Origin of the sequence: Clostridium sp. KLE 1755, assembly GCF_000466465.2 — a bacterium.
In the GTDB taxonomy this organism is placed as follows: domain Bacteria; phylum Bacillota; class Clostridia; order Lachnospirales; family Lachnospiraceae; genus Eisenbergiella; species Eisenbergiella porci.
The window spans coordinates 1-23,886 of the sequence record NZ_KE992649.1; the positions used below are offsets into that span (position 1 = coordinate 1).

General features: G+C 40.8%; 14 protein-coding genes and 1 pseudogene. 5 read left to right on the plus strand and 10 right to left on the minus strand.

What is annotated here, in order from left to right:
• Nucleotides 1–233 precede the first annotated feature (233 nt).
• The 3 genes from HMPREF1548_RS01165 to HMPREF1548_RS01175 all read left to right on the plus strand — a co-directional run bounded on the left by HMPREF1548_RS01165 (nucleotide 234) and on the right by HMPREF1548_RS01175 (nucleotide 5,778).
• Nucleotides 234–2,333, plus strand: a complete 2,100-nt coding sequence (locus tag HMPREF1548_RS01165; RefSeq protein WP_035320539.1) for a glutamine synthetase III family protein — start codon at nucleotides 234–236, stop codon at nucleotides 2,331–2,333.
• Between the two features lie 30 nt (nucleotides 2,334–2,363).
• Nucleotides 2,364–3,752, plus strand: coding sequence for an amidophosphoribosyltransferase (gene purF / locus HMPREF1548_RS01170; RefSeq protein ID WP_021633813.1), 1,389 nt, complete (start codon nucleotides 2,364–2,366; stop codon nucleotides 3,750–3,752).
• A gap of 235 nt (nucleotides 3,753–3,987) precedes the next feature.
• On the plus strand, nucleotides 3,988–5,778 hold the full coding sequence (locus HMPREF1548_RS01175; protein WP_035320540.1) for an ammonium transporter: 1,791 nt from the start codon (nucleotides 3,988–3,990) through the stop codon (nucleotides 5,776–5,778).
• A gap of 92 nt (nucleotides 5,779–5,870) precedes the next feature.
• On the opposite strand, the gene HMPREF1548_RS30775 is transcribed toward HMPREF1548_RS01175, so the two are convergent.
• From HMPREF1548_RS30775 to HMPREF1548_RS01200, 6 genes are all read right to left on the minus strand, one after another.
• Nucleotides 5,871–6,053 (minus strand): transposase, encoded by a 183-nt coding sequence (locus HMPREF1548_RS30775; RefSeq protein WP_083492898.1) that lies wholly within the window; start codon nucleotides 6,051–6,053, stop codon nucleotides 5,871–5,873.
• A 480-nt stretch (nucleotides 6,054–6,533) separates the two neighbouring features.
• On the minus strand, nucleotides 6,534–8,828 hold the full coding sequence (locus HMPREF1548_RS01180; RefSeq protein WP_021633817.1) for a helix-turn-helix domain-containing protein: 2,295 nt from the start codon (nucleotides 8,826–8,828) through the stop codon (nucleotides 6,534–6,536).
• Between the two features lie 525 nt (nucleotides 8,829–9,353).
• A complete protein-coding gene (locus HMPREF1548_RS01185) occupies nucleotides 9,354–11,741 on the minus strand; it encodes a glycosyl hydrolase family 95 catalytic domain-containing protein (RefSeq protein ID WP_021633818.1) in 2,388 nt (795 codons plus the stop codon).
• A 105-nt stretch (nucleotides 11,742–11,846) separates the two neighbouring features.
• A complete protein-coding gene (locus HMPREF1548_RS01190; protein WP_021633819.1) occupies nucleotides 11,847–13,487 on the minus strand; it encodes an extracellular solute-binding protein in 1,641 nt (546 codons plus the stop codon).
• A 41-nt stretch (nucleotides 13,488–13,528) separates the two neighbouring features.
• On the minus strand, nucleotides 13,529–14,449 hold the full coding sequence (locus HMPREF1548_RS01195) for a carbohydrate ABC transporter permease (RefSeq protein WP_021633820.1): 921 nt from the start codon (nucleotides 14,447–14,449) through the stop codon (nucleotides 13,529–13,531).
• A gap of 10 nt (nucleotides 14,450–14,459) precedes the next feature.
• Nucleotides 14,460–15,374 carry an ABC transporter permease gene (locus HMPREF1548_RS01200; RefSeq protein WP_286137732.1) on the minus strand — a complete coding sequence of 305 codons (915 nt, stop codon included), beginning with the start codon at nucleotides 15,372–15,374 and terminating at the stop codon, nucleotides 14,460–14,462.
• Between the two features lie 697 nt (nucleotides 15,375–16,071).
• Here HMPREF1548_RS01200 and HMPREF1548_RS01205 point away from each other — a divergent pair.
• Entirely contained in the window at nucleotides 16,072–16,269 is a 198-nt protein-coding gene (locus tag HMPREF1548_RS01205; RefSeq protein WP_021633822.1) for a hypothetical protein, read from the plus strand.
• Nucleotides 16,266–17,641 (plus strand): annotated as a pseudogene (locus HMPREF1548_RS01210) (IS1182 family transposase). Before HMPREF1548_RS01205 ends, HMPREF1548_RS01210 begins: the two are co-directional and overlap by 4 nt.
• Before the next feature lie 148 nt (nucleotides 17,642–17,789).
• On the opposite strand, the gene HMPREF1548_RS01215 reads toward HMPREF1548_RS01210, so the two are convergent.
• From HMPREF1548_RS01215 to HMPREF1548_RS01230, 4 genes are all read right to left on the minus strand, one after another.
• Complete coding sequence (locus HMPREF1548_RS01215; RefSeq protein ID WP_021633826.1) at nucleotides 17,790–19,967, minus strand: beta-galactosidase; 2,178 nt, start codon at nucleotides 19,965–19,967, stop codon at nucleotides 17,790–17,792.
• Between the two features lie 4 nt (nucleotides 19,968–19,971).
• Complete coding sequence (locus HMPREF1548_RS01220; protein WP_021633827.1) at nucleotides 19,972–20,865, minus strand: carbohydrate ABC transporter permease; 894 nt, start codon at nucleotides 20,863–20,865, stop codon at nucleotides 19,972–19,974.
• 20 nt (nucleotides 20,866–20,885) lie between these two features.
• Nucleotides 20,886–21,827, minus strand: coding sequence for an ABC transporter permease (locus tag HMPREF1548_RS01225; RefSeq protein ID WP_021633828.1), 942 nt, complete (start codon nucleotides 21,825–21,827; stop codon nucleotides 20,886–20,888).
• 64 nt (nucleotides 21,828–21,891) lie between these two features.
• A complete protein-coding gene (locus HMPREF1548_RS01230) occupies nucleotides 21,892–23,667 on the minus strand; it encodes an extracellular solute-binding protein (protein WP_025490373.1) in 1,776 nt (591 codons plus the stop codon).
• Nucleotides 23,668–23,886: the final 219 nt, after the last annotated feature.

The window sequence follows — 23,886 nt, forward strand, 5'->3', positions numbered from 1 at the left end:
AAACAACATCTAAGCCGGCTGGTGGACACAGAGGCGCGGCCATAGGACGGCGGTGGCAGGGACCCAAATGGGGTGTGAACAGTAACCCTGGAGCAGGTTCTGAAATTTTCAAAATTTTTTCTTGACAGCCTGCAAAAACAGGAGTATGATGCGAACCATAAAGCAAAGGCGCTTTGGAAGAAATCCTTCCAGAGTGCCTTTTTTTTACTATAAACCGAAAGGAGAAACTTTTAATGACAAAAGGAATTCCCGAACTTTACGGCAGCCTGGTTTTTAATAACAGGGTCATGCGCGATAAGCTTCCGAAGGATATTTACAGGGCGCTACGCAAAACCATTGAAAATAATACGCATCTGGAGCTGGATGTGGCCAACTCTGTGGCTGTGGCAATGAAGGAGTGGGCGGTTGAAAACGGTGCCACCCACTTCACACACTGGTTTCAGCCCATGACCGGCCACACCGCTGAAAAACACGACAGTTTCATTACCCCCATCGGCGACGGCCAGGTAATTATGGATTTTTCAGGAAAAGAGCTGGTAAAAGGGGAACCGGATGCATCCAGCTTTCCTTCCGGCGGTTTGAGGGCTACCTTTGAAGCAAGGGGCTACACCGCCTGGGATCCCACTTCCCCTGCCTTCATTAAAGACAGGACGCTGTATATTCCCACCGCTTTTTGCTCCTACAGCGGAGAAGCCCTGGATAAAAAGACGCCCCTTCTGCGTTCCATGGAGACACTTAATAAGGAAGCGGTAAAAATTTTACATTTGCTGGGCAAAAACGATGTGACCAGCGTTTCCACAACCATCGGCCCTGAACAGGAATATTTCCTTGTGGACAAAGCCCTCTATGAAAAGAGGAAAGATCTGATCTTTACCGGAAGGACACTGCTTGGCGCAATGCCTCCCAAGGGGCAGGAAATGGAGGATCACTATTTCGGCGCTTTAAAGCCCCGTGTATCCGCTTACATGCATGATTTGGATGAAGAACTCTGGAAGCTGGGCATCCCGGCCAAGACAAAACATAATGAAGTAGCCCCTGCCCAGCATGAACTGGCGCCTGTTTTTGATACGGCCAATATAGCCGTGGACCATAATCAGCTTACCATGGAAATGATGAAAAAAGTAGCCGACAGACATGGGCTGGTATGTCTTCTTCATGAAAAACCATTTGAAGGCATCAATGGTTCCGGCAAGCACAACAACTGGTCCATGATCACCAATACCGGCGTTAACCTGCTGGATCCCGGCCGGACTCCCGCTGAAAACATTCAGTTTCTCGTCTTTTTGATGGCAGTCATCAAAGCGGTGGATGAGTACGCGGATCTGATGAGGGTTTCTGTGGCCAGCGCAGGCAATGATCACAGGCTTGGCGCAAATGAAGCGCCTCCGGCCATTGTTTCCATTTTCCTTGGCGATGAACTGACAGCTGTTTTAAATTCCATTGAAAACGACACTTTTTTTGGAAAGCAGCAAAAGATCCAAATGGAGACCGGCGCTGCGGTACTGCCCCATTTTTTCAAGGACAACACTGACAGGAACCGTACCTCTCCCTTTGCTTTTACTGGCAACAAGTTTGAATTCCGTATGCTGGGGTCCTCCATTTCCGTCGCAGGTCCCAACATTGTACTGAATACCGCCGTAGCGGAAGCCCTCCGCCAGTTTTATGAAGAATTAAAGGACACTCCCTCCGACCAGATGGAGGAAGCGGTTCACGGTCTGGTAAAGCGGGCCATTTTCAATCATAAAAAAATAATTTTCAACGGCAACGGTTATACGGAGGAATGGATAAAAGAAGCTGCCGCACGAGGGCTTTATAACTTAAGGTCCACTTCTGAGGCACTGCCCCATTTTATCGCTGAAAAAAATGTGGCGCTCTTTACGGAACATCATATTTTCACCCGGGAGGAAATTTACTCCAGATATGAGATCCTGTTGGAAAACTATTGTAAAACACTCCACATTGAAGCAAAGACCATGCAGGATATGATCTGCAGAGAATTCCTGCCTGCTTTGATGGAATACACAGACAAAATCGCCAGTTCCCTTCGTGCTAAAAAAGCCCTTCTTCCGGAACTTTCATGCAGCTCACAGGAACGGCTTCTGGAAAAGCTCTCTGTATATTATGAAGAAATTTTCCGGGCGGAAGAAAAACTGGAAGCCGATACGGCCAAAGCGGAAGCATTGACCGAAATGCAGGAAGCCGCGGTATTTTATTATGAAACGGTTCTCTCCGATATGAATGCGCTCAGAAAAGCAGCGGATTCTGTTGAAAAATATCTTCCAGATGAGATTCTTCCTTATCCGAACTATGAAAAGCTGTTATTCTCCGTCTGAGCAAAGGAAAGGGAAAGTGGCACAAAAACGATGAATAATCGATGTGAAGAATTTGATAAACCCAAAGAAGAATGCGGTGTATTCGGTATCTATCATACCGATGGCAGCGCCGCAGCCCCCGATGTTGCCTGGGGGCTGTGCGCTTTGCAACATCGGGGACAGGAAGCCTGCGGTATAGCGGTATGCGACCCCTGCGGCCCCAAGGGGAATATCTCGTGGCACAAGGATACAGGACTTGTAAGTGAAGTCTTTCATACTGATATTTTGGAAAAACTTAAGGGGAGTGCGGGCGTGGGCCATGTCCGCTACTCTACTACCGGGGCAAGCACCGCTGAAAATGCGCAGCCCCTGGTATTAAGTTACCTGAAGGGAACGCTTGCCCTGGCCCATAACGGAAATCTGATCAATGCGCAGAAGCTGGCGCAAAAACTCCAGGAAGAAGGCGCTGTTTTCCAGACGACAACGGATTCCGAAGTGATTGCCTGCTATATCGCCAGGGAACGGACACACACCTCCTGTGTGGAGGATGCGATACTGCAGACTGCCAGAAGGCTGAAAGGCGGATATGCGCTGGTCATCATGAGTCCCAGAAAATTAATTGGTGTGCGGGATCCCCTGGGGCTAAAGCCCTTATGCCTCGGGAAACGCGATAACAGCTATATCCTTGCTTCCGAAAGCTGTGCCCTGACCGCAGTGGGCGCTGACTTTATCCGTGACATACAGCCCGGTGAAATCATTACGATTTCAAAAGATGGGGTCCGGTCTGACCGCCGTCTCGTTCAGGAAAAACATGCACACTGCATTTTTGAATATATCTATTTCGCCCGGCCGGATTCCATACTGGATGGAATCAATATCTATGACGCAAGAATCCGTGCCGGAAAGGCGCTTGCCGCTTCTTATCCTGTAGATGCAGATCTGGTCACCGGAGTGCCTGACTCCGGCATCACTGCTGCAATGGGATATGCACAGGCCTCCGGCCTGCCGTTTGCCTTTGCATTTTATAAAAACAGTTATGTGGGAAGAACTTTTATAAAACCTACCCAAAAGGAGCGGGAATCAGCTGTCCATCTGAAGCTGAGCGTACTGGAAAATGTCGTCAGGGATAAAAGGCTTGTCCTCATCGACGATTCCATTGTCCGGGGCACTACTATAGCAAGCCTGATTGGTATGCTAAAGAACGCAGGCGCCAGAGAGGTTCATGTACGCATCAGCTCCCCGCCCTTTCTATTCCCCTGTTACTACGGAACCGACGTTCCCAGCAACGACCAGCTGATCGCTTCTTCCCGCACAGCTGCCCAAATCTGTACCGAAATCGGCGCAGATTCCCTCGGTTATCTGAAACTCGAAGATCTAAAACAGATGACCCGGGAACTTCCCTTATGTAAAGCGTGCTTCGACAGCCAATACCCTGTATAACTCTCCCCGGCTGTCAGGCATTCTTTAAACGCGGATACATCCGTCAGAAAGCCGTGAGCTTTCTGACGGATGTATCCGCAAATTAGATATAATTCCCTTATAGGAACATCGCAAAAGCGCGAACTCAAAAAAACAGAGTCCGCGCTTTTGATGTTTCTGCAGTTTCACACGGCTTATGTCCGGTATGCTTTCGTACCGCCCTAAAGCCGAAAAAAAGAATGAGGAGGAAACTATTATGACTGAAGAAATTTTGAGAGCCATCAGCAGTGAAGTGTATGGCGTATGGTTCCTGATCGGAGCCGCGTTGGTATTCTGGATGCAGGCCGGCTTTGCCATGGTGGAGACCGGCTTTACCAGAGCCAAAAATGCGGGAAATATCCTGATGAAAAACCTGATGGACTTCTGTATCGGTACAGTAATGTTCATTTTGATCGGCTTTTCATTCCTGCTTGGTGAAGATTTATTGGGCTTCATCGGCAAGCCCGGTTTTGACATCTTCACCGCTTATGAAAGTTTCGACTGGTCCAATTTTGTATTTAATCTTGTGTTCTGCGCAACTACCGCAACCATCGTATCCGGGGCTATGGCAGAAAGAACGAAATTTCTTTCTTACTGCATCTACTCCGGCGTAATCTCCGCCTTGATTTACCCCATCGAAGCACACTGGATCTGGGGCGGCGGCTGGCTTGCGCAAATCGGTTTCCATGACTTTGCCGGCTCCTGCGCGATTCACATGGTTGGCGGGATCAGCGCCCTTGTCGGCGCAAAGCTATTAGGCGCCCGCATCGGTAAATTTGAAAGAGATAAATCCGGAAAGGTCATAAAAGTAAACGCATTTCCCGGCCATAACCTTCCCATCGGTTGTTTGGGCGTATTTATCCTGTGGCTTGGCTGGTATGGTTTCAACGGTGCCGCTGCTACCAGTGTTTCCGAACTTGGCTCTATCTTTCTTACCACTACAGTCTCACCTGCTGTGGCAACCGTCGTATGTATGATTTTTACCTGGCTTAAATATGGAAAGCCCGATGTTTCCATGTGCTTAAACGCCTCACTGGCAGGCCTGGTTGCCATTACCGCCCCCTGTGATGTAACCGACTGCTTTGGTGCAATTATCATCGGCACTGTAGCCGGACTGCTGGTGATATTCGGCGTATGGCTCCTTGATTATAAACTACATATTGATGATCCTGTAGGTGCTGTAGCGGTTCACTGTTTAAACGGTATCTGGGGCACCATCGCTGTCGGCCTTTTCGCGACAGATACCGCTCCTGCCTTTTCAAGAGGCTTCGGTGACGGCGTAAGCTTCGGCGCAAACCAGATCGCAGGCACCGGCCTTTTCTATGGCGGCGGTTTTAAACTTCTTGGTATTCAGCTACTGGGGCTTTTGAGCGTTGCTGCGTGGACATTGGTTACCATTACCCTTACATTTATAATCATCAAAGCCTTGGTAGGTCTGCGTGTCAGCGAGGAAGAAGAGCTTCAGGGTCTTGATCCTGTAGAGCACGGCCTGGCAAGCGCCTACTCCGGTTTTTCCATCCTGGACGTTTCCAACACTATGACGATGGATATCAACCAGAATACAAGCCTTGGCGCTTCCGATTACGAAATGGCCTCCGAAGCACAGAAGAACGCAGCCATCAGCGTCGTAAAACAGACCTCCGCTGCAGATACCGACATACACAAGGTTGTCATTATTACCAGGCTTTCCAGATATGACAAGATCAAAAAAGCGCTCAATGAGTTGGGCGTTACCGGTATGACCGTCACTCAGGTTATGGGCTGCGGCATTCAGAAGGGTTCCGGAGAAATGTACCGCGGTGTTGAAGTTGACGCCACCCTGCTTCCAAAGGTCAAGATCGAGGTTGTAGTCAGCAAGATCTCAGTTGACAGCGTAGTCGATACGGCTAAGAAAACTCTATATACAGGGCATATCGGTGACGGTAAAATCTTCGTATACAGTGTTGACAGAGTTGTCAAGGTCCGCACCGGGGAAGAGGATTTTGCAGCATTGCAGGATGTAGAATAATACCATATATAAGATGTCTGGGGGGGCAGAAGGTCTTTTGCCCCCCCCCCAGGACTTTTCCAGAGTGAAATAAGCATGCGGGGAATTATCTGTTACTTGTAACTTGTACTTAATCTGAATGAACGTTCCACTACGATTCGATAGATAATATCCTTATATTCCTGTTTTTTATCTTTGACTGACTGCTTTACTAAACTTGTTCCTCCACGATTTGGATCAGATAACCAGATTCCATAATCTTTACAAAATCTTCGGTTTTCTCTGGTTCGATATATCTAATCCATAAGTAACCATTCTAGGTAATGCCCGGTATGTTCCCGGAAACGCTCTATCGCTTCCATAAGAGCAATGCTTTGGTGGTAAGCTTCATAAGATTTTTCTCAATCCAGCCGAATCCGGTTATCTACACTGTGTACTTTGTTTTGATACATTTACTGCTGTTGCTCATATACTTTGTATATGGTTATCAGAAGTAGGAGCTCTTTAAACGTCGGTACATAACCTTCTTTGATACATAGGCTTTGCTGTACACCCATTCTTTCCTTGGATAATCGGGAGTATTTCTTTTCAAATATCTCCCATAGAATAGTACCTGCCATTTTAAGCCAGCGTCTCTTAAGATTCTTATGGAGTCAGTTCCAAGAGCTGATTGAAACTGAGAAAACGGCTCTGTGTATTATCTATCAGTAAATTTGTACATAGTTTTTCACTCCTCGAAAGGAATTTTCCCCCCCCACTTCCAATTCCTGAAACTATTATTTCTTCTCTTTCTTCGTTGTATGAACCTTGCGGTACTCATTCGGTGTCAAACCTTTCACACGCTTAAATGCATTTCTCATTACATATACACTGTTGTATCCTGTCTTTACTGCTATTTTTTCCATTGTGTCCTCTCCATCCAGAAGCATGCACACCTGCTCAATTCTGATTTTTTCCAGATACACAGCAAAGTTCTCCTGAAATAAATCTTTAAATAATTTTGAAAAATATGCGCTAGAATATTCAAAGTCATCAGCAATTTTTCTCAATCCTAAATCACTGCAACTGTAATTCTTCATGATATATTCTCGAATCGCTTCTTTCTGTTCATCACTAGTACCACAGTTTTTTTCGTACACTTTCTCACAGATTTGCCTAAAAAGATCATTAATCGTCTTAAAACGCAAAAGAATATTTTTTTCATTACTTAGTTGTTCCAGACATCTATAAATTTCTTCTTCATCAATTTCAATATTTTCACTTAGTCCATGTAAAGTTCTGAATAGAGTACATTGTAAATCATTTACCAAAAAATGCATCATATTTGGTTTGATATTTCTTTCCAATACATTAATCTGATATACTTCCCGCAATTGGTTATGCATAATTTCAAGATTTCCGGTTCTCACTGCATTTATAAGACGTTCCTCCAGCGGCATTGGAAAATAGTAGTATTCTCTGGTTTCAATATACTCATTATAGAATAATACATTTTCTTTAGAACATAAGCCATATTGTATCACTTCGGACAACTGATCATAAACCTTGCTTATTTGTGATATTGCCATACAAATGTTACTTACCCCTATTCTTAAGCGAACATCATATCCTTCCAAGAAAATATTACTTAATTTTTTCAATTGTTCACCGAACGCTTCCTCCGGATTCTGATTAAATTCTTTGTCCAAAGCACAAAGAATAACGCCTGATTTAATGTCCATATCGCACATATATTGTTTACCTGGAACAATTTCTCCTATTGTTGTCTGAAGTATCTGTTTATAAATAGACAAATTTTCTGCAGCAATTCCAGTTTCTCCCTGATTTTCAGAAGTCATTATAAATGTTAGCATCAATATCTTTTTATCTTCCAAATAAATATCATATTTTTTCAGTTCCTCCTCTATTTTATCTTCAGCAATAAACAAGAGACTTTTTAACAACATTTCCCGTGTCATCAGTTCTTTCTCTTGTACACTATTCTTCAGACTTGTATTATTACTAATTAATTTTTTTAAGGAATTTGAGATATACATCATCTCATCATTCGTCCTATTCACCGGCTCTATATCTTCAATCTTAAACAGGATCTGTAAAATATCTGCAATTTTTCGACTGCGATACCTGACAAACAACAAAATACACATTCCCCCCACTGCAACAGTTGAAATCATTAAAATAATCATATTACGTTGTTTTTGCCTTATCTGTACCAACACCTCTTTCTGCGGTATAACTGCAACAAATGTAAGTCCTGTTTCTTTGGAAACTGACTTTATAATATGAACCTTTGTCCCGAACACTTCAGCAGTCTGTATATCTGCCTCACTATTTATATTTTTCTCCGGTATTAACGAAAACTGATTATCCGCAGACGGTATCTTCATTAATACCTGATTATCCGCATCCGTTATATACATCCACCCCCCGCTCATCACATACGGTACGTTCAACAATTCTTTTATATAATCACTCCGAATAGGGACTACAAAGTTTCCTTTTATCCCGAGAACTGTAACCAATGGCTGTACATACAGCATTCCATCATAATTTATTTCATTCTGCAATATTCCGGCACTCGGAAAAATTCGATTTGAATAAATTCCTTCCATTTCTTTTTCCCATTTATTTGGCTCCATTCCATCATACTGAAAAAATGCCCTGTAAGAATCCTGTGTCAGAAAAATATGTTGCGGACTGATTACCATGTCGCTTTTTTCAAAATACAGATAATACTCTTTTGAAAACATAGGAAGTTGTATTATATTCATATATTTCTGTATATCATACAATTTTGAGACTTTAATATATTTATCCTGCTCATCCATCTGTGTTGCAGCATACTGAATTGTATTGTTAGCAGTTAAATTATAAATAAGTGAATATATCTCTTTAAAATTCTTATCAATCATCTCTTTCGTATGGTTCAAATTCGTCAAAACACTCCTGCAAATTTCCTCCTGTCTGTAAGTTGCAAAATTTTCCAGACTTATTATACTTATGAAAAATGGAAGCAAGAATGTAACTAAATATGTACTCATCAATCTGATATATATTTTCTTGTTTTTCATAAAAATCTCCGCTCCACGGCCAGGTCAGCGACACAAATATTTATTCTTATCCCAATCACTAAAACCACTTCCTGTCTTAATCTTTCTCATCAAAGCAAATGTTTCCCTTAATCAATTTTATTCTGCAATCCGAATAAGGACTAAAAAACAATGTTTGACATATTCATTTTACCCCAGATACTTATCAGATGAAACTAGAAATTATTTCTTTTTCTAAATAAAGTTTCTTGAAAAGTTACTGTTTACAGCAACCCTGAAAATTCACCAACTCAGAATGAAAACCAGAAAAAAAACGAGGGTTATGAAGAAATTGCAAAGCTTCCATAACCCTTGAAAAGTAACATATTTAATTGTTTGAATTATTTCTGTATGCTTTTTGTATAACATTGTTGCCCCACCTAGCACTATGGAGGTAACATTAAACAATAAAGTTTAATAGGTTATTTATGAAACTTCATACATTCAAACATATCCAGTAAATGCCAACACAACTCTTTCCCCTGTCACTCTGTACCATCCCCTGATTTACGTTCTTGAAATATTATTATTTTTCACAACTCGATATGTTTTTCCTGGCAATGCTTTAAACGCAATTGTCCGTTCTTCACTATTTTTTGTCATTCCTTCTACAAATGCTATAGTGTTTTCATTTTCATCTACAACACGTACTTTATCCCATGGTGAGACAATCACAACCGGTTTACCTGTTTCACTGACTACATCAACATATTTGACTTCACCATCTTTCATTTCTGAAGAGACAATATAGGCTCCTTTTTCCCTCAAACAGCTGAAAGACGCATCTTTTTTTGTCCATACTGGAAACACCTTCAGTATTCCATCTGCACTTTGTAGCAGCATATTGTTAATAAATTCAATGGCCCCTGCTTTTTCTATTCCATGATACCCGTCATAAATTGTAAAATTTTTTTTCATATTTTTTAAATATATCTTGAACTTGTCCATAACATACTGTGGATTATATCCTGCCCTTATTGCATGTATATACATCTTAGGGGTATTATTAATTTGATTCCATATCTCCTGATTTACTAACTCTTTTTGCTCAAGTGAGTTTTTTACCGCCTCTATCAAATCCGATGACGAATCAAAATCCAACTGTTCACCCGGATGAATAAATTCAAGATTAACTGTAGCTTGTTTTGCTTCCAGTTTCACCCCCTTTTCACTCAATGGAACTACCACTTTATTAAATATTTTACCATCATTCCATTTTTCCAGGTAAATATCCGCTAAATGTTCGTCTAAATCTTTCCATTTCAAAAGTTTCTCTTCTGAAGCTTGAATATGGCCATTTTCGACTGCATTTAGTAAACATTGTAGAATATTTTTTATCACTCCTAATGCCGCAGATGCGTTCTTGTCAAATGTTCCTTCATGTGCACCAGACCAGATAATATATCTGAATCTTCCGTCTTCAATCTCTTCTTTCTCACACCATTTCAGATAAAAATTTATATTCGCTTCAAGGAATGGATATATTTCTCTTATATATTCCGCATCCTGTGTATAACTGTAATATGCTGTTAACCCTAATCCAGAAAATCCTGCATTAAATACCTGCATTAAATATGCACCATCTTTCCCCCAAGATGTACTTCCCCAAGGTCCTAATGCAACCGGATACAGAATTCCACCCTCAATTCCTTCCCTTAAATCTTTTCTTCCCGCAAAAATTTCCCCTGATGCTTTCATTCCTGGTCCACCAGAAATATAATTCGGAAAAACTAATGAAAGGTCTTCTTTTGACCTGCGTTTCCCCTCTTCCATATAATCTAACAGCGGATCTTTCAATGCCTTTGCAAATTCACATCTGTTGCTGGAATACATTCCATAAAATGGTGCTATCATATTATAGTTCAAATGATAATCCCCATTCCACATTGCACCATCTGTAGTTGTCCAAATTCCATAAAGTCCAGGTACTAGTTTGTTTTCGCGTGTACCGGCTCCCATATAATAAAGAGAACCATAATAATAGCGCTGAATTAAATCATCACCAATCTCTATATGGGATTTCATCCAGTATTTTTCCCACCACTCTTCGCTTTTCTGACGATTATTATAAATACTTTCCATTGAAAGCATATTATTCAGCATATTTTTAGCCTGAATACTTGGCGCCTCCATATTCAGGTTTCCATGACAATCATATGTTTTTCCACCTCCTCCTACTGCAGTAATTAAGTATACCTTTGCATCTCTTTCTAAATTAAAGTTTAATTCCGAGCAATAATTATCTATATTTTTTGTATCAACTTTTATTCCAAGTATTTTTGTTTGTACATATACTTCTGAAGTCCATGATTTTTTATTTGTATTTGCTTCATTATTACTTTTTCTCGAAAACCATATCTGGCCATCTACTGTTCCTGACTCTGATTTAAACTCTGGTATTTCTTTATGCGCCCACACTTTTGCTTTCAAATGTGCTTTTTGATTACCTTTATTTTCAATCACTGTGATCAACAGATTTTCTTCCTGTGATATCCAGCTTGTCATTATAAATGAAGCTTCTTCATATTTTATATAAGTCTTTAATTCACCATTAAATATACTAAGTTCTTCTTCACTTGATATAATTTTCAACGTATTATCTTGACTGCAAACAGAAATCCCTCCAACAGCAAGAGGAGAGACTCTTTTAGAATCTGCCTTTTCTACAGAATCTTTCTTCATATCACCACAATTCCAAAAATCCCCTTTACAGATCAGATATGTCTTTTCATATAAATTTCCTGACGAAACAATACCTAAGTCTCCATTTCCAAGTAATGCTGTTTGCGCCATTTTATTACTTACAGCTTCTTTATAATCCGTACCAGTCCAAGTACTACTATATTTTGATAAATTCTGTTTTATTTTTTGCCATTCATTTTGGTATCCCACCATACTATTTTCTCCATTATATTTTTAGTCAGGAAACAGTTCATCCTTATGGATATTCACTGTTTCCTGATTAACTTTATTTTTCAAACAATATCCTGTGTTTATGCTCTATTCAACACTATTAAATTCATCATATGCTTTCTGATACAAATTCACATAGGTTTCCACACCATAACCTTTCAAAGTTTCCACATATGAATCCCAATCCTTTTCCAGACTTAATTCGCCAGTGATAAACTGAGCTACAGATGTCTTCACATATTCCTGAAGAGAAGTTCTGAGTGTAATGAATTCTTCAGATTCATTTACATCATCAAAAAAAATCTTTTTAGGAAGATATTCCGGATAGAAATAATCAACTACTTTACTGGTCTCCTGAAACAATCTTGCTTCATAGGAACTTGGGGCATACATATCTTCTGGAATAGGAGAAAATTTAGCCCGGTTTTCTGAAGTTGCAAACCAAAGTGGAACTCCCCAAGTCTGTGTATTTTTTTCATTTTCTTCCTCATTATAAATGATACTATAAATAGCATCTACTCCTGAAAGAATAGACTCGGTAGGGCTGTCTAGTCTTTTCCAGCCTACACCTTCTTCACCATACTGCTGAATCATCAAAGCTTCATCAGACAAAAGATATTCTCCAACTTTAAAAGCAGCTTCTGGTTCTTCACACTTATCTGTAATAAACCAGCAATAATTTGATGACATATCCACATAGTCCTGATGTAACTGATATCTTGCACCTGTAGGACCTTCCACTGGAATCATTGCAGAAATTGCCTTATTTAAATCTCTGTTTTCAATATCAATACCCATTCCAAAGTGATCTGCCGTATAGCCGAATACACGCTTTTCATCAGAACGAATTACCTGCTGCATCTGATCACTTTTCTGGGAAAAAGTAGTTGGGTCAATTAAACCTTCCTCAAACAAATCATTCATATACTCAAGTCCTGCTTTAAATTCCGGTTTATCACAAGCAAAAATAACTTTTCCATCCTTTGCATAGGAAAGTGTGTCTTTATCACACGGAATAAAAGAGTTCATAAGGAACCATTCCAACTGACAATCCCAATCAGGACTTCCTGTAAGCGGAATTTCGTCTGCCTTTCCATTTCCATTATAGTCACTGTTTTTCACAGCAATTAGCACTTCTTTTAACTCCTCTGTAGTTGTAGGTTCATCTAATCCAAGTTCCTTTAGCCATTCTGTATTATACCAGAGTTTTGGATACGCCTGACCGTGATAGCTTTCTGATATTCTCGGAAAGCCATACATATTTCCATCCGGCGCATACGCAGTTTTTTCATACTGAGGTCTCTCTTTAAAAAGTTTCTTTAAATTATCCCCATCCTTTTCAAAATAGTCATTAATTGGTATAAAGACACCATCCTCACCAAATTTTACTGTTTTTTGTCTATCCAAATTATAAGCAATAACATCCGGATATTCTCCACTTGTTAACATCAGATTTAATTTTGTCTCCGCCTCCCCTGCATCCATTGGAAGTGCTACAAACTCAAGTTTCACTCCTGTATTTTCTTCCAAATGGCGAATAGCATAGTTTTTATCTGAATATTCCGTATTTTCAGACATTGGAAGAGCTACTGAAATAACAGGCACTCCTGATTCATTTCCACTCCCTTCTACATTGTTTGCTTCCTTTTCAGCTCCACAGCCGCCTAACAACATCATAGCTGCAAGCCCCATGGATGTTACCCGTGTTGCAATTTTTTGTTTTTTCATAGTAATATTCTCCTTTTTTTTTCAACTGTTATGGTTCTAAATTATCCTTTGATAGATCCCATCATAATTCCTTTCACAAAATGTTTTTGTATAAACGGATAGAGAATCATCACAGGAAGTGAAGATACCACAATCAGTGAATATTGCATTAATGTTTTTAATTCCTGTCTGTGCATCTGTTCGTCAAGAGTCATTTTCATATTTCCAGTATCGCCCACAATCAGGATATTTCGCAGAATCAACTGCAATGGCTGTTTTGTTACGTCATTAATATATAGCAGACCTGACATAAAATCATTCCATTTTCCTACGGCATAAAGCAGTACCATAACAGCAATAATCGGTTTTGAAAGCGGAATTACCATTTTAGTAAAATATTTCCAATCAGAGCATCCGTCCACACATGCACTCTCAAAAATCTCTCCCGGTATCGAACTCTGAATATAGGTCTTTATCAAGACTACATTCCAGACTCCCATCGCTGAGGGAATAACCATTGCCCAGAATGTATCAATTAAATTCAGTTTATTTACAACAAGGTATGTAGGAATCATACCGCCACTGATAAACATTGTTATTGTAAACATAAACATTACCGGTCCACGAATCTGCAAATCTTTTCGTGCCAACGGATATCCTGCAAGCAGTGTCAATGTTACACTGATAATTGTACCTACAATGGTATATGCTACTGAATTCAAAAATCCTCTCATAATATTAGATGATTCTAAGATGATTTTATAACCCTGCAGCGAAAAATCTATCGGCCACAAAAATACTTTTCCTGCTGATACCGCCTTTGCATCACTAAACGAAGATGCAAGAATAAATAAAATCGGTCCTAAAAATACTATCATAATTGAAATCAACAATACCCATATGCATGCCAGCAAAATTCTATCAGACACACTATGGTATAGCTTAATTTTACTTTTTTCCATTATCAGCTTTTCTCTCTGCATTTTTCCACTCCTACCAAAGACTTGTCTCACCGAATTTCTGCGACAGCTTATTTGCGACAAACAACAATGTAAAATTGACTATCGTATTAAATAAGCCTACTGCTGTAGCAAAAGAATACTGCATATCATGTAAGCCTCTTTTATATACCAGGGTCGAAATAATTTCAGATACCGGTGTATTCAAACTATTCTGCATCAAGAATACTTTTTCAAAGCCGATACCCATAATACTACCTACTGCCATGATTAACTGAATAGTTATAATTGGCTTTAAAGCCGGTAACTCAATAGCTTTAATTCTCTGCAAACGATTTGCTCCATCGATAAGCGAAGCCTCCACCAGTGATTGATCCACATTGCCAAGCGATGCAATATAAATAATGGCTGAATACCCGCATGTCTGCCATATGCCTGACCACACATAAATATGTCTAAAATAAGAAGCTCTTCCCATGAAATCTATCCTATTCAATCCAATTAACTCAAAAAGATTATTTACAATTCCCATATTCAAATGAAGACACTGATTTACAATACCTATCAGTACTACGGTAGAAATAAAATATGGCGCATACGTCAACGTCTGCATAAACTTTTTAAAATGCTTTCCACCAATAATATGTAAAGCAAGTGCTAATATAATCGGTGCTGGAAAACTTACTAATAATTGGTAGAAACTTAAAACCAACGTATTTTTTAACACCCTCGCAAAATCTGGACTATCAAAAAACTGTATAAAGTATTTTAACCCTACCCAATCACTTCCGAAAACACCTTTTCTAAATGAATAATCTTCAAAAGCAATCACAATTCCATACATTGGTATATAGCAGAAAATAATAATATAAACTACCGGCAACAACAACATTAGATATAGCTGCCATCTTCGCCTTATATCGTCTTTAAGATCCCACCTTTTTTTCATTTTCTTGCTTAACCTCCTTTTTCCCATTCATAATTTCTCGGAATCTTTGGCACTTGATTAATAAGATTTACAAATTCTATTTTTAATACTTTGTTCCTGCAGAATGGAATTACCCCTTTCAAACTCCCCTCCCTCCGAAGTCTATCAAAATCCCAGTTTTCTATGCCAGACCGAGAATATAGCAGTTTCCAGTAAACCACCTTGCACTAACATATGAACGGACAGTTCATATTGCAATGAAACCTGCTTCATTGTTAACCAATTCCTCCGTCTGATGACAGTGATAAATAGACAGTGGAAGATAACCCACAGGACTTCAGCAAAACATTTAAATTTCATACATAGCAATAGTTATATCTTTTTCTCATGTTTGCTTTAGCTAATGTCATCTTAACAAATGAGAATGTTAAAAAACAGAATGTATTCTTTTGATTACGTTTAAATCTTGCGATTTGCAAGGGAATAATTCTTAAGAAAAGATATTTTTCTTAACTTTTCTATTTTTATCTTTATTTATGACGTTCTATTTCTGATTCACTAGCTCTGTAAGTACCTGTTTTTCTTCACAATAATGCTTGAGCGGACATATACTGATTTCTCGGATGATTTCAACAAATAAATAATTGATTAAGTATTACAGGAATCAGGAAAGATTAGCAAGCTCCATAAAATAGTAATTATTGCTCGGGAACAGAAGATGATTTATACATTTTCCGATTCAAAAGAACGGGGGCAGGAATTGATTGTTGTCCGCGTTTTGAGGAACTGGAGTTTGAAGGCTCAGGAGGAGAATCAGACTGTAGACAATCGTCAGGCGGTTGTCTATTTTCAGTTTAACCTGCCCTTTCCAGATGGTATAATAGTGTCATCAGGAAAGGCAGGTTTTTCTTTATGATGGGGAAAAAAGATAACGCAGAAAGAACACAAATGGAAATTGCAAATCTGGAGGATCTTGTACCTGGAAATCATCTGGTACGCAAGCTGGATGAAGCAATTGACATGAGTTTTATATATGAGGAAGTGAAAGATTTATACAGTGATTTTGGACGTGATAGTACCGATCCGGTGGTATTGATTAAAATTGCCATGATCCAGTACATTTTCGGAATCCCTTCCATGCGCAAAACAATCCGTGAAATCGAAGTAAATTTCGCTTACAGGTGGTATCTGGGCTATGGAATGCATGAGGGAATCCCTCATTTTTCTACCTTTGGCAAAAACTACTCCAGACATTTTAAAGATACGGATTTGTTTGAAAAAATTTTCTCAAGGATACGGTCCGAGGCTGCAGCAAATGGCTTTCTTGATACAGAAAGCCTGTTTATTGACGGCACGCACATCAAAGCCAGTGCCAATTCGCATAAATATCGTAATGAGGTTATCCAAAAAGAAGCACGCAGTTATGAGAAAGAACTGCAGGAAGAAATCGAAAGGGATCGTCAGGAGCACGGAAAGAAGCCACTGAAAGAAAAAGAAAAGGAACCGGAAATGATCACGCGAAGGTCAGCACCACTAACCCTGATAGCGGCTGGTTCCACAAAGGTGAGCATAAGCAGGTCTTTGCCTATGCTGCCAACACCTGTTGTGACAAGAATAATTATATTTTGGATTTTGAGGTGACTGCGGGGAATGTCCATGACAGTGTGTCGTTCTGGCATTTATACCGACGGTTAAGGCAGAATCGGAAATATGGCAAATACTAAGTGATGGATGCAGGATATAAGATACCGTCAATCGCCCGCCAGCTGATAAAAGACGGAAAGACACCGGTCATGCCATATAAAAGGCCTGTGCGTCAAGAAGGATTTTTCAAAAAGGATGATTTTGTATACGATGAATTCTTTAACTGCTATCTATGCCCGAATCACAAAGTGCTTCATTACAACACAACAAACCGTGAAGGATATCGGTAGTATAAAAGTTGCCAAAGCTGTCCATACCGGAATCGTTGCACAAACAGTAAAGAATGCGTAAAAGTAATTACCCGTCATGTATGGGAAAACTACATGGAGCAGGTGGAAGAAATCCGTCATACAAGCGGAATGAAGGAACGATAAAAACAACGCAAGGAAACCATAGAGAGTGTGTTTGCAGATGCAAAGGAAAAACACGGAATGAGATACACTCAATACAGAGGTCTGGCTAAGATTAAAATGGAGCTAAACCTCTTATTTGGATGCATGAATCTAAAGAAACTGGCAATTTGGAAATGGCTAAAAAAACGGTTCGCGGACATGACATCGCGAACCGTTTTGTCTACAGTCTGACACCGTAAATTCTTACGGTGCCTCCATTTTTTTAACGTGATCTTATTAATCATCTGAAACAGCTTCCGGTAGTTATTCATACAGCCTTCATGATATTTGGCACAATGCAGTTTTACCGAAACTAATGCAAAAGAGCAGATATTGATTATCAAATCTTTATCTTATATTCGGGCAGCACCTTCACGTCATAAAGTTCACATCCCTCTTTTACCGGCAGATCATAATATACCTTATTTCCATAAGGATTAGGAATTGGTTTATTACTGGGATAAATACGAATTACCAACTCCTCAGGATATCCGAATCTCTTCAGTGCCATATGCCATTTTTCACCATTGGTAAACCAGTCATCAGCCAGCTTTCCATTAATGTAAACCTCTGCACGGTCGCCGTCATATTCTGTTTCAAGATAAAGCTGATGTACAGTACCTGCCGTTAATTTTTCTATTTGTATCATATATTCCTTATAAGCCGCACTTCCATCCGTATCCTGTTCTTCTCTGAATAATTCTGCCTTTACGGAAACTTTCACCGACGTTGCCTCCAGTTTAACCTGTTCTGGTGCTCCTGTCCCGCTATATATCATTATAGTTTCTTTTTCAGCCTTAGTAAGCAGAAACTGCTGTCCTTTATCCTCAATCAGGCAGCTGTCAGGTCTCTCGGTAATATACAGATGCCCTCCCGTCAGAAAGGCTCTGTCTGCCTGCGCCTTTGTTAATATCACATAATCAGCATCTTCCTTTTCTGACTCAAAGTACGGTCTTTCCAAATCTGACCAAAAGAAAATACGCTTTCCAAGCCTGCACAGCAGCGAAGCGTTTGTCCATGCAGGAAGAAGAGATACCGGCATAAGCTCCTTTCCGTTACCTGTCTCTGTGCCTCCGGGAATACGGAAAGGAAAAACAGCGCATTCTCCGCCCTTTATGTTGATATGTCCCAGAATTTTTTCACCGCCCTCCCAGACAATGCGGACGTTGTATTCCCTATGATCATCCATCCTGCGTTTCCTTTGATGATTATTCACAAACAGGAATCCCAATCCGTCTGAAATATTTACTCTTGCCGCCATCCGCAAGGTATGACAGTCGTCTGCCGATTCCGGCTGCTTCTGTGCGAAATAAGTATCTGCTCCGGCTAAAATTTCTCCAAATGAAGAAATAAATAAATGAAGTTTTTTCAAAGCTCCAAAGCTTGTGTTGATTTCTCCGGATTCCCGAATACAGGTTTGGAAGTCATAGCTTTTTATCGGAAGATCGTTATTATATCCGGTTGCCCTGGATTCCTGAAGCGTACTGTATTTCCCGTCCGGATTTATTCCGCCATGGTACATATAGTAGCCCAGGAGATTGGCACCGCTGCCCAGCATACATAACGCCTGCGCCTGTATATCCTCCGGCCAGGGATATGTTCTTCTGTGACTCGTCACCTGAAGTCCGCCTCCCAGCTCCGCTGTCAGATAAGGATTCTTATGTATATTAAAGGTAAAATTGTTCTCTTCTTTTTTACTGAAGTCGGAGCCAATCGTATCATCCATTTTGTAAGAAGAAAAAATAAAATTGGTATTGGCAGGCATTTCCTGCACATGATCCGCCCAGGGTGCGTCCACATATCCACCCAGTACCGGAAGCGCTTCACCATCCGGTACATAAGCGCCGCCCCAGCCTGTGGCAGTATAGTAAGGAACTATAAAACCTGCCGCCTGCGCCATTTTTTTCAGGGTCAGCATATGTGCCATTCCTTCTTTACTGTCTGACGGTCCGCCGCAGTGTCCATACTCGTTTTCCAGCTGAACTCCCAGAACCGGCCCTCCGTCCATGCACATCATTCCTTCTGCCTGTTCTCCCAACTGCTCCCAGAAACGCTCCACGCGTTTCAGATATACAGGATCATTAATACGTACAGGGGCTCCGTCTTTTATAAGCCAGTCCGGAAACCCTCCGTTTCGGCATTCTCCATGTGCCCAGGGGCCAATACGGAGCCATACCGGCATTCCGATATCCCTGCATATTTGTAAAAAGCCTCTGAGATTTCTGCATCCTGTAAAATCCCATTCACCTTCGGCTTCCTCATGGTGTATCCAGAATACATAAGTAGCGATAATAGCCACACCGCCTGCACGCATTTTCAGCAGCTCTTCTTCCCATGCCTCCGGCTCATACCGGGAAAAATGGAATTCTCCCATTATAGGAATAAAACGCCTGCCATTTTTCATAAAGCTGATATTGTCTACTTCAAATCTATTGCCGGCCTTGTCCCTTCCTCCCATAGGAAGAAGCTTATCTCCTTTTTCAAAGTTATTCTTTATAATTTGAATCGTATTTTCCACTTTTTTACCCTTTCACACTTCCTAAAGTCAGTCCTGCCGTAAAGTATTTCTGGCAGAACGGATAAATAACCATCAGAGGGATAATGGAAATAAAAATCTGAGCAGCCTTCAGGTTTTTATCATTTACACTCAGTGCATTTACTATATCTTCCATATTCCCGCTCTGAATAATGGAACGCATATCCACTACCATGGTCTGAAGATAGGACTGAAGCGGATAATTATCCGTAAAATTAGAATAAATCAGTCCGTCAAACCAGCTGTTCCAATGGTTAATCAGGGAAAACAAAGTCACCGTCGCAATAGAGGGTTTAGATAAAGGCAGATAAATCTTGCTCATGATAGTCCATTGTCCCGCGCCTTCCAACATAGCTGATTCCTCCAGAGATTCAGGAATGCCTCTGAAGAAATTCATCATCAATATGACATTAAAAATCGGCACGCCGCAGGGAAGCACCAATGCCCAGATTGTATCGATCAGTCCCAGTTTGGAAATTACGTAGTAGGTGGGAATCAAACCGCCGTTGAAAATCATAAGGAACACAAAATATGCTGAATAATATTTCCTTGCCTTAAAAACCCTGTCGCTTTTAGACAGCGGGTATGCCGCCAGAACCGTAAGCAGCATATTAATGGGAACCCCCAGGAGCACACGTTCTGCAGAAACTAAAGCTGCCTGCCAGAAATCCTTGTTTTTCATAACATAGGAATAAGCGGATGTGGTAAATTCCACAGGAAACAGCCTTACTTTATTTTGAACAATTGCATGGGAACTGCTGAACGACTGCGCCAATACATTTAAGATAGGAACCAGGCAGATTAACATAATAAGAGTAATAACAACAACATTACATATATTAAATAATTTTCTTGCCGGAGAAACTTTTATTTTTTTCATTGACCTTTATCCCTTCCTTCTCAGAATACACGATATCCGGCAAATTTATCTGCCAGCTTATAAGAGGCTACAATCAGGATACCGGAAACCACCGATTTAAAAAAGCCTACTGTGGCGGAAAGCGAATACTGCTGATTCACAAGACCCAGGCGGTAAACAAGTGTATCAATAATATCACCTGTAGAATAAACGCTTGCACTGTACAGGTTAAAAATCTGATCAAATCCGGCATTCAAAATATTTCCGATGGAAAGAACCGTCATCAGGGTAATAATAGGCGCAATTCCCGGAATGGTGACATGAATCGTCTGTTTCCATCTGCCGGCGCCGTCAATGGCGGCTGCCTCATATAAACCGGGATCAATCCCTGTCAGTGCCGCCAGATATACAATGGCATTATAGCCAAAGTTTTTCCACACATCCGTCAGAATCATCGTCCACGGGAATATGTTCTTATCCCCCAGGAAATTTACCGGTTCTCCAATCAGTCCAATGGTCTGAAGGAACATGTTAAAAAGTCCGGTGTCACTTTTGGTATTTCCCTGTGACAGAAAGTTTATCAGAATACCTGACAGAACAATCCAGGATAGGAAGTAGGGAAGATATGTTGCCGTCTGTACGGTCTTTTTAAATAATTTATTTTTAATCTCGTTAAGCATCAGAGCGAAGGTAAGAGGCACTGCAATATTGCCGATAATCTTTCCCAAAGCTATCATCAGCGTATTTCTCAATGCCGGAAGAAAATCGGGCAGATAATAGATTGTTCTAAAATTATCAAAGCCGACCCACTTTGACTTTAAGAAGCCCAGCCCCGGCTGGAAATCCTGAAACGCCATAACCAGACCAAATATCGGCAGATAATTAAAAATAAACAGCAGCAAAACCGGTAAAAAAAGCATCATGTGGAATGCCCTCTGCCGGGATCTTGCTGAATTACTCATGCGTTGTTTCTTTTTTCTCATAAACCATACTCCTCTTTTAAAACAGGAGGCATAAGTAAAAACTTATGCCTGCCTGCGTTTTCCCTTAATGATTCTGGTCGTACCATTCCTGTGCTTCTCTGGTAACTTCGGTTCCCCCAAGTGCCTCCCAGGATTGTAAGAAGGTGTCGTAGCTGTCAACACTGTCCCCTGATATAATTTTTACAATAGTCTCCAGGGCCAGCTTATCCAGCGTGGAAAATTTTGATGACATTGTTTCTGTAGGAATATAGTTATAGACCGAATAGTTATAATTATTATCTTTAATCAGATCCACCATAGTAATTCCGCCTCCCAAATCGTCTCCGGATACGGTCCACATTCCTATTCCAGCCAGAACATCGGGATCCTCCGCTTCCAGTTTTTCAATAAGAGTACCATCCTTTACTGCTGTGGTATAAGCTTCCATATTAGTCACATCAATTAACTGGGACTGGGTCAGTCCCTCTTTATTTCCAGTTTTTATTGCTTCATGTTCTTCATCGATATTTTCAACAGCCTCTCCCTGAGAAGTAAGCTGAACCAGACATGCTTTCCAGCCGCTGTATACGCCGCCTTTTCCTGTATACATATCATACTCTGTCTCATCTTCATAATAGCAAAGTTTATCCACACTCAGATTGCACAGCTTAATCAGTGCTTCAGGATTCTTGCATTTGCTGCTGATTACAAAATAGGTTCCGGGGGTTGTCGGGATATAAGGCTTAGAAGACCCTTCTCCCATACCGTCAGGAATCTTTGCGGATACAATACGTGCTTCAGGATTTGCTTTAACCGCATCAACAACAGGCACCATAGCTCCCCAGCGGGGTGCAAAATAAATACCGCATCTTCCGGCTCCCACATCCTGGGTAATCTGATTATAGTCCATTGTACCAAAGTTCTTTGCCAGGGAGCCGTTTGCATACATCTCCTGAAGATCTGCAAGCCCTGCTTTCATTTCCTCTGCCAGGGAACCGCCCCATACTACCTTGCCGTCTTTTTCAATAAAAGTAAACTGCCCGTTCCAATAACCGGGAGCTGCACCATAGCCTTCAAAGAAAGCCTGGATTCCTGACCAGTAATTAAAGCCTTCTTTACCGTTTAACGCCAGTCCGTATGTATCATCTACCCCGTTGCCGTCCGGATCCTGTTCTGTAAATGCCTTGGCCACCGCTTTTAATTCCTCCATGGTAGTCGGTATTTCAAGATTCAGATTATCAAGCCAGTCCTGACGGATAAACATCATCATCGCATCTCCACGATAGTCATTTACCTGAGGAATCCCATATAATTTTCCGTCCACCTTTGCCGCATTCAGCGAATTTCCGTCTCCCCATGCCTGATATTCCCTAAGCTGATCAGAAGCATATTTTTCATAAACCTCCGTGATGTCAGCGATTACACCTGTCTGCGCATACTTAATTAAATCTGAGCCGCTGACAGCCATGATATCCGGATAGTTTCCTGATGCAATTGCAGTGGTTCTTTTCGTCTCCTGCTGGGAGCCATCCACGTTATACATGATATCAAGATTGATTCCGTTTTCTTTATAAAGGTTATACCAGGTATTATTATCTACACTTTCATCACCCTGCCACTCAAAATCAGAATTAAAGGCCAGCCCGACTTTCAGGGTAATCGGATCCTCATATCCATAAAGATTCAGTTCACCCGAATCCACCGTATCCGCTGCAGTCTGGGATGCCTCCGTCTGCACTGCATCGCTCTGCGCCATATTAGTACTGTTTGCCGTTTCGGCACTGCCGCAGGCCGCAAGCCCAGTTACGCAGGTTACTGCAATAAAAGCCGCCAAAAACTTCTCAAACCATTTCCTTTTCATTTCTACTCCCTTCTGCACGTTATACGCACATGTGTTTTTTGATTTTCTCTACAACAAAAATTATATAGAAAAATTTTTCTCTTTCTATTTACAATATTTTACTTTCATAACATTTCTTTACCAAAAAGGCTTATACATGGCATTACTTTGCCGGTAATGCCATGCATAAGCCTTTTCAATTGTTGCAGTTTAACCTTCCCCCCTCTAGCCCGGTCTTCT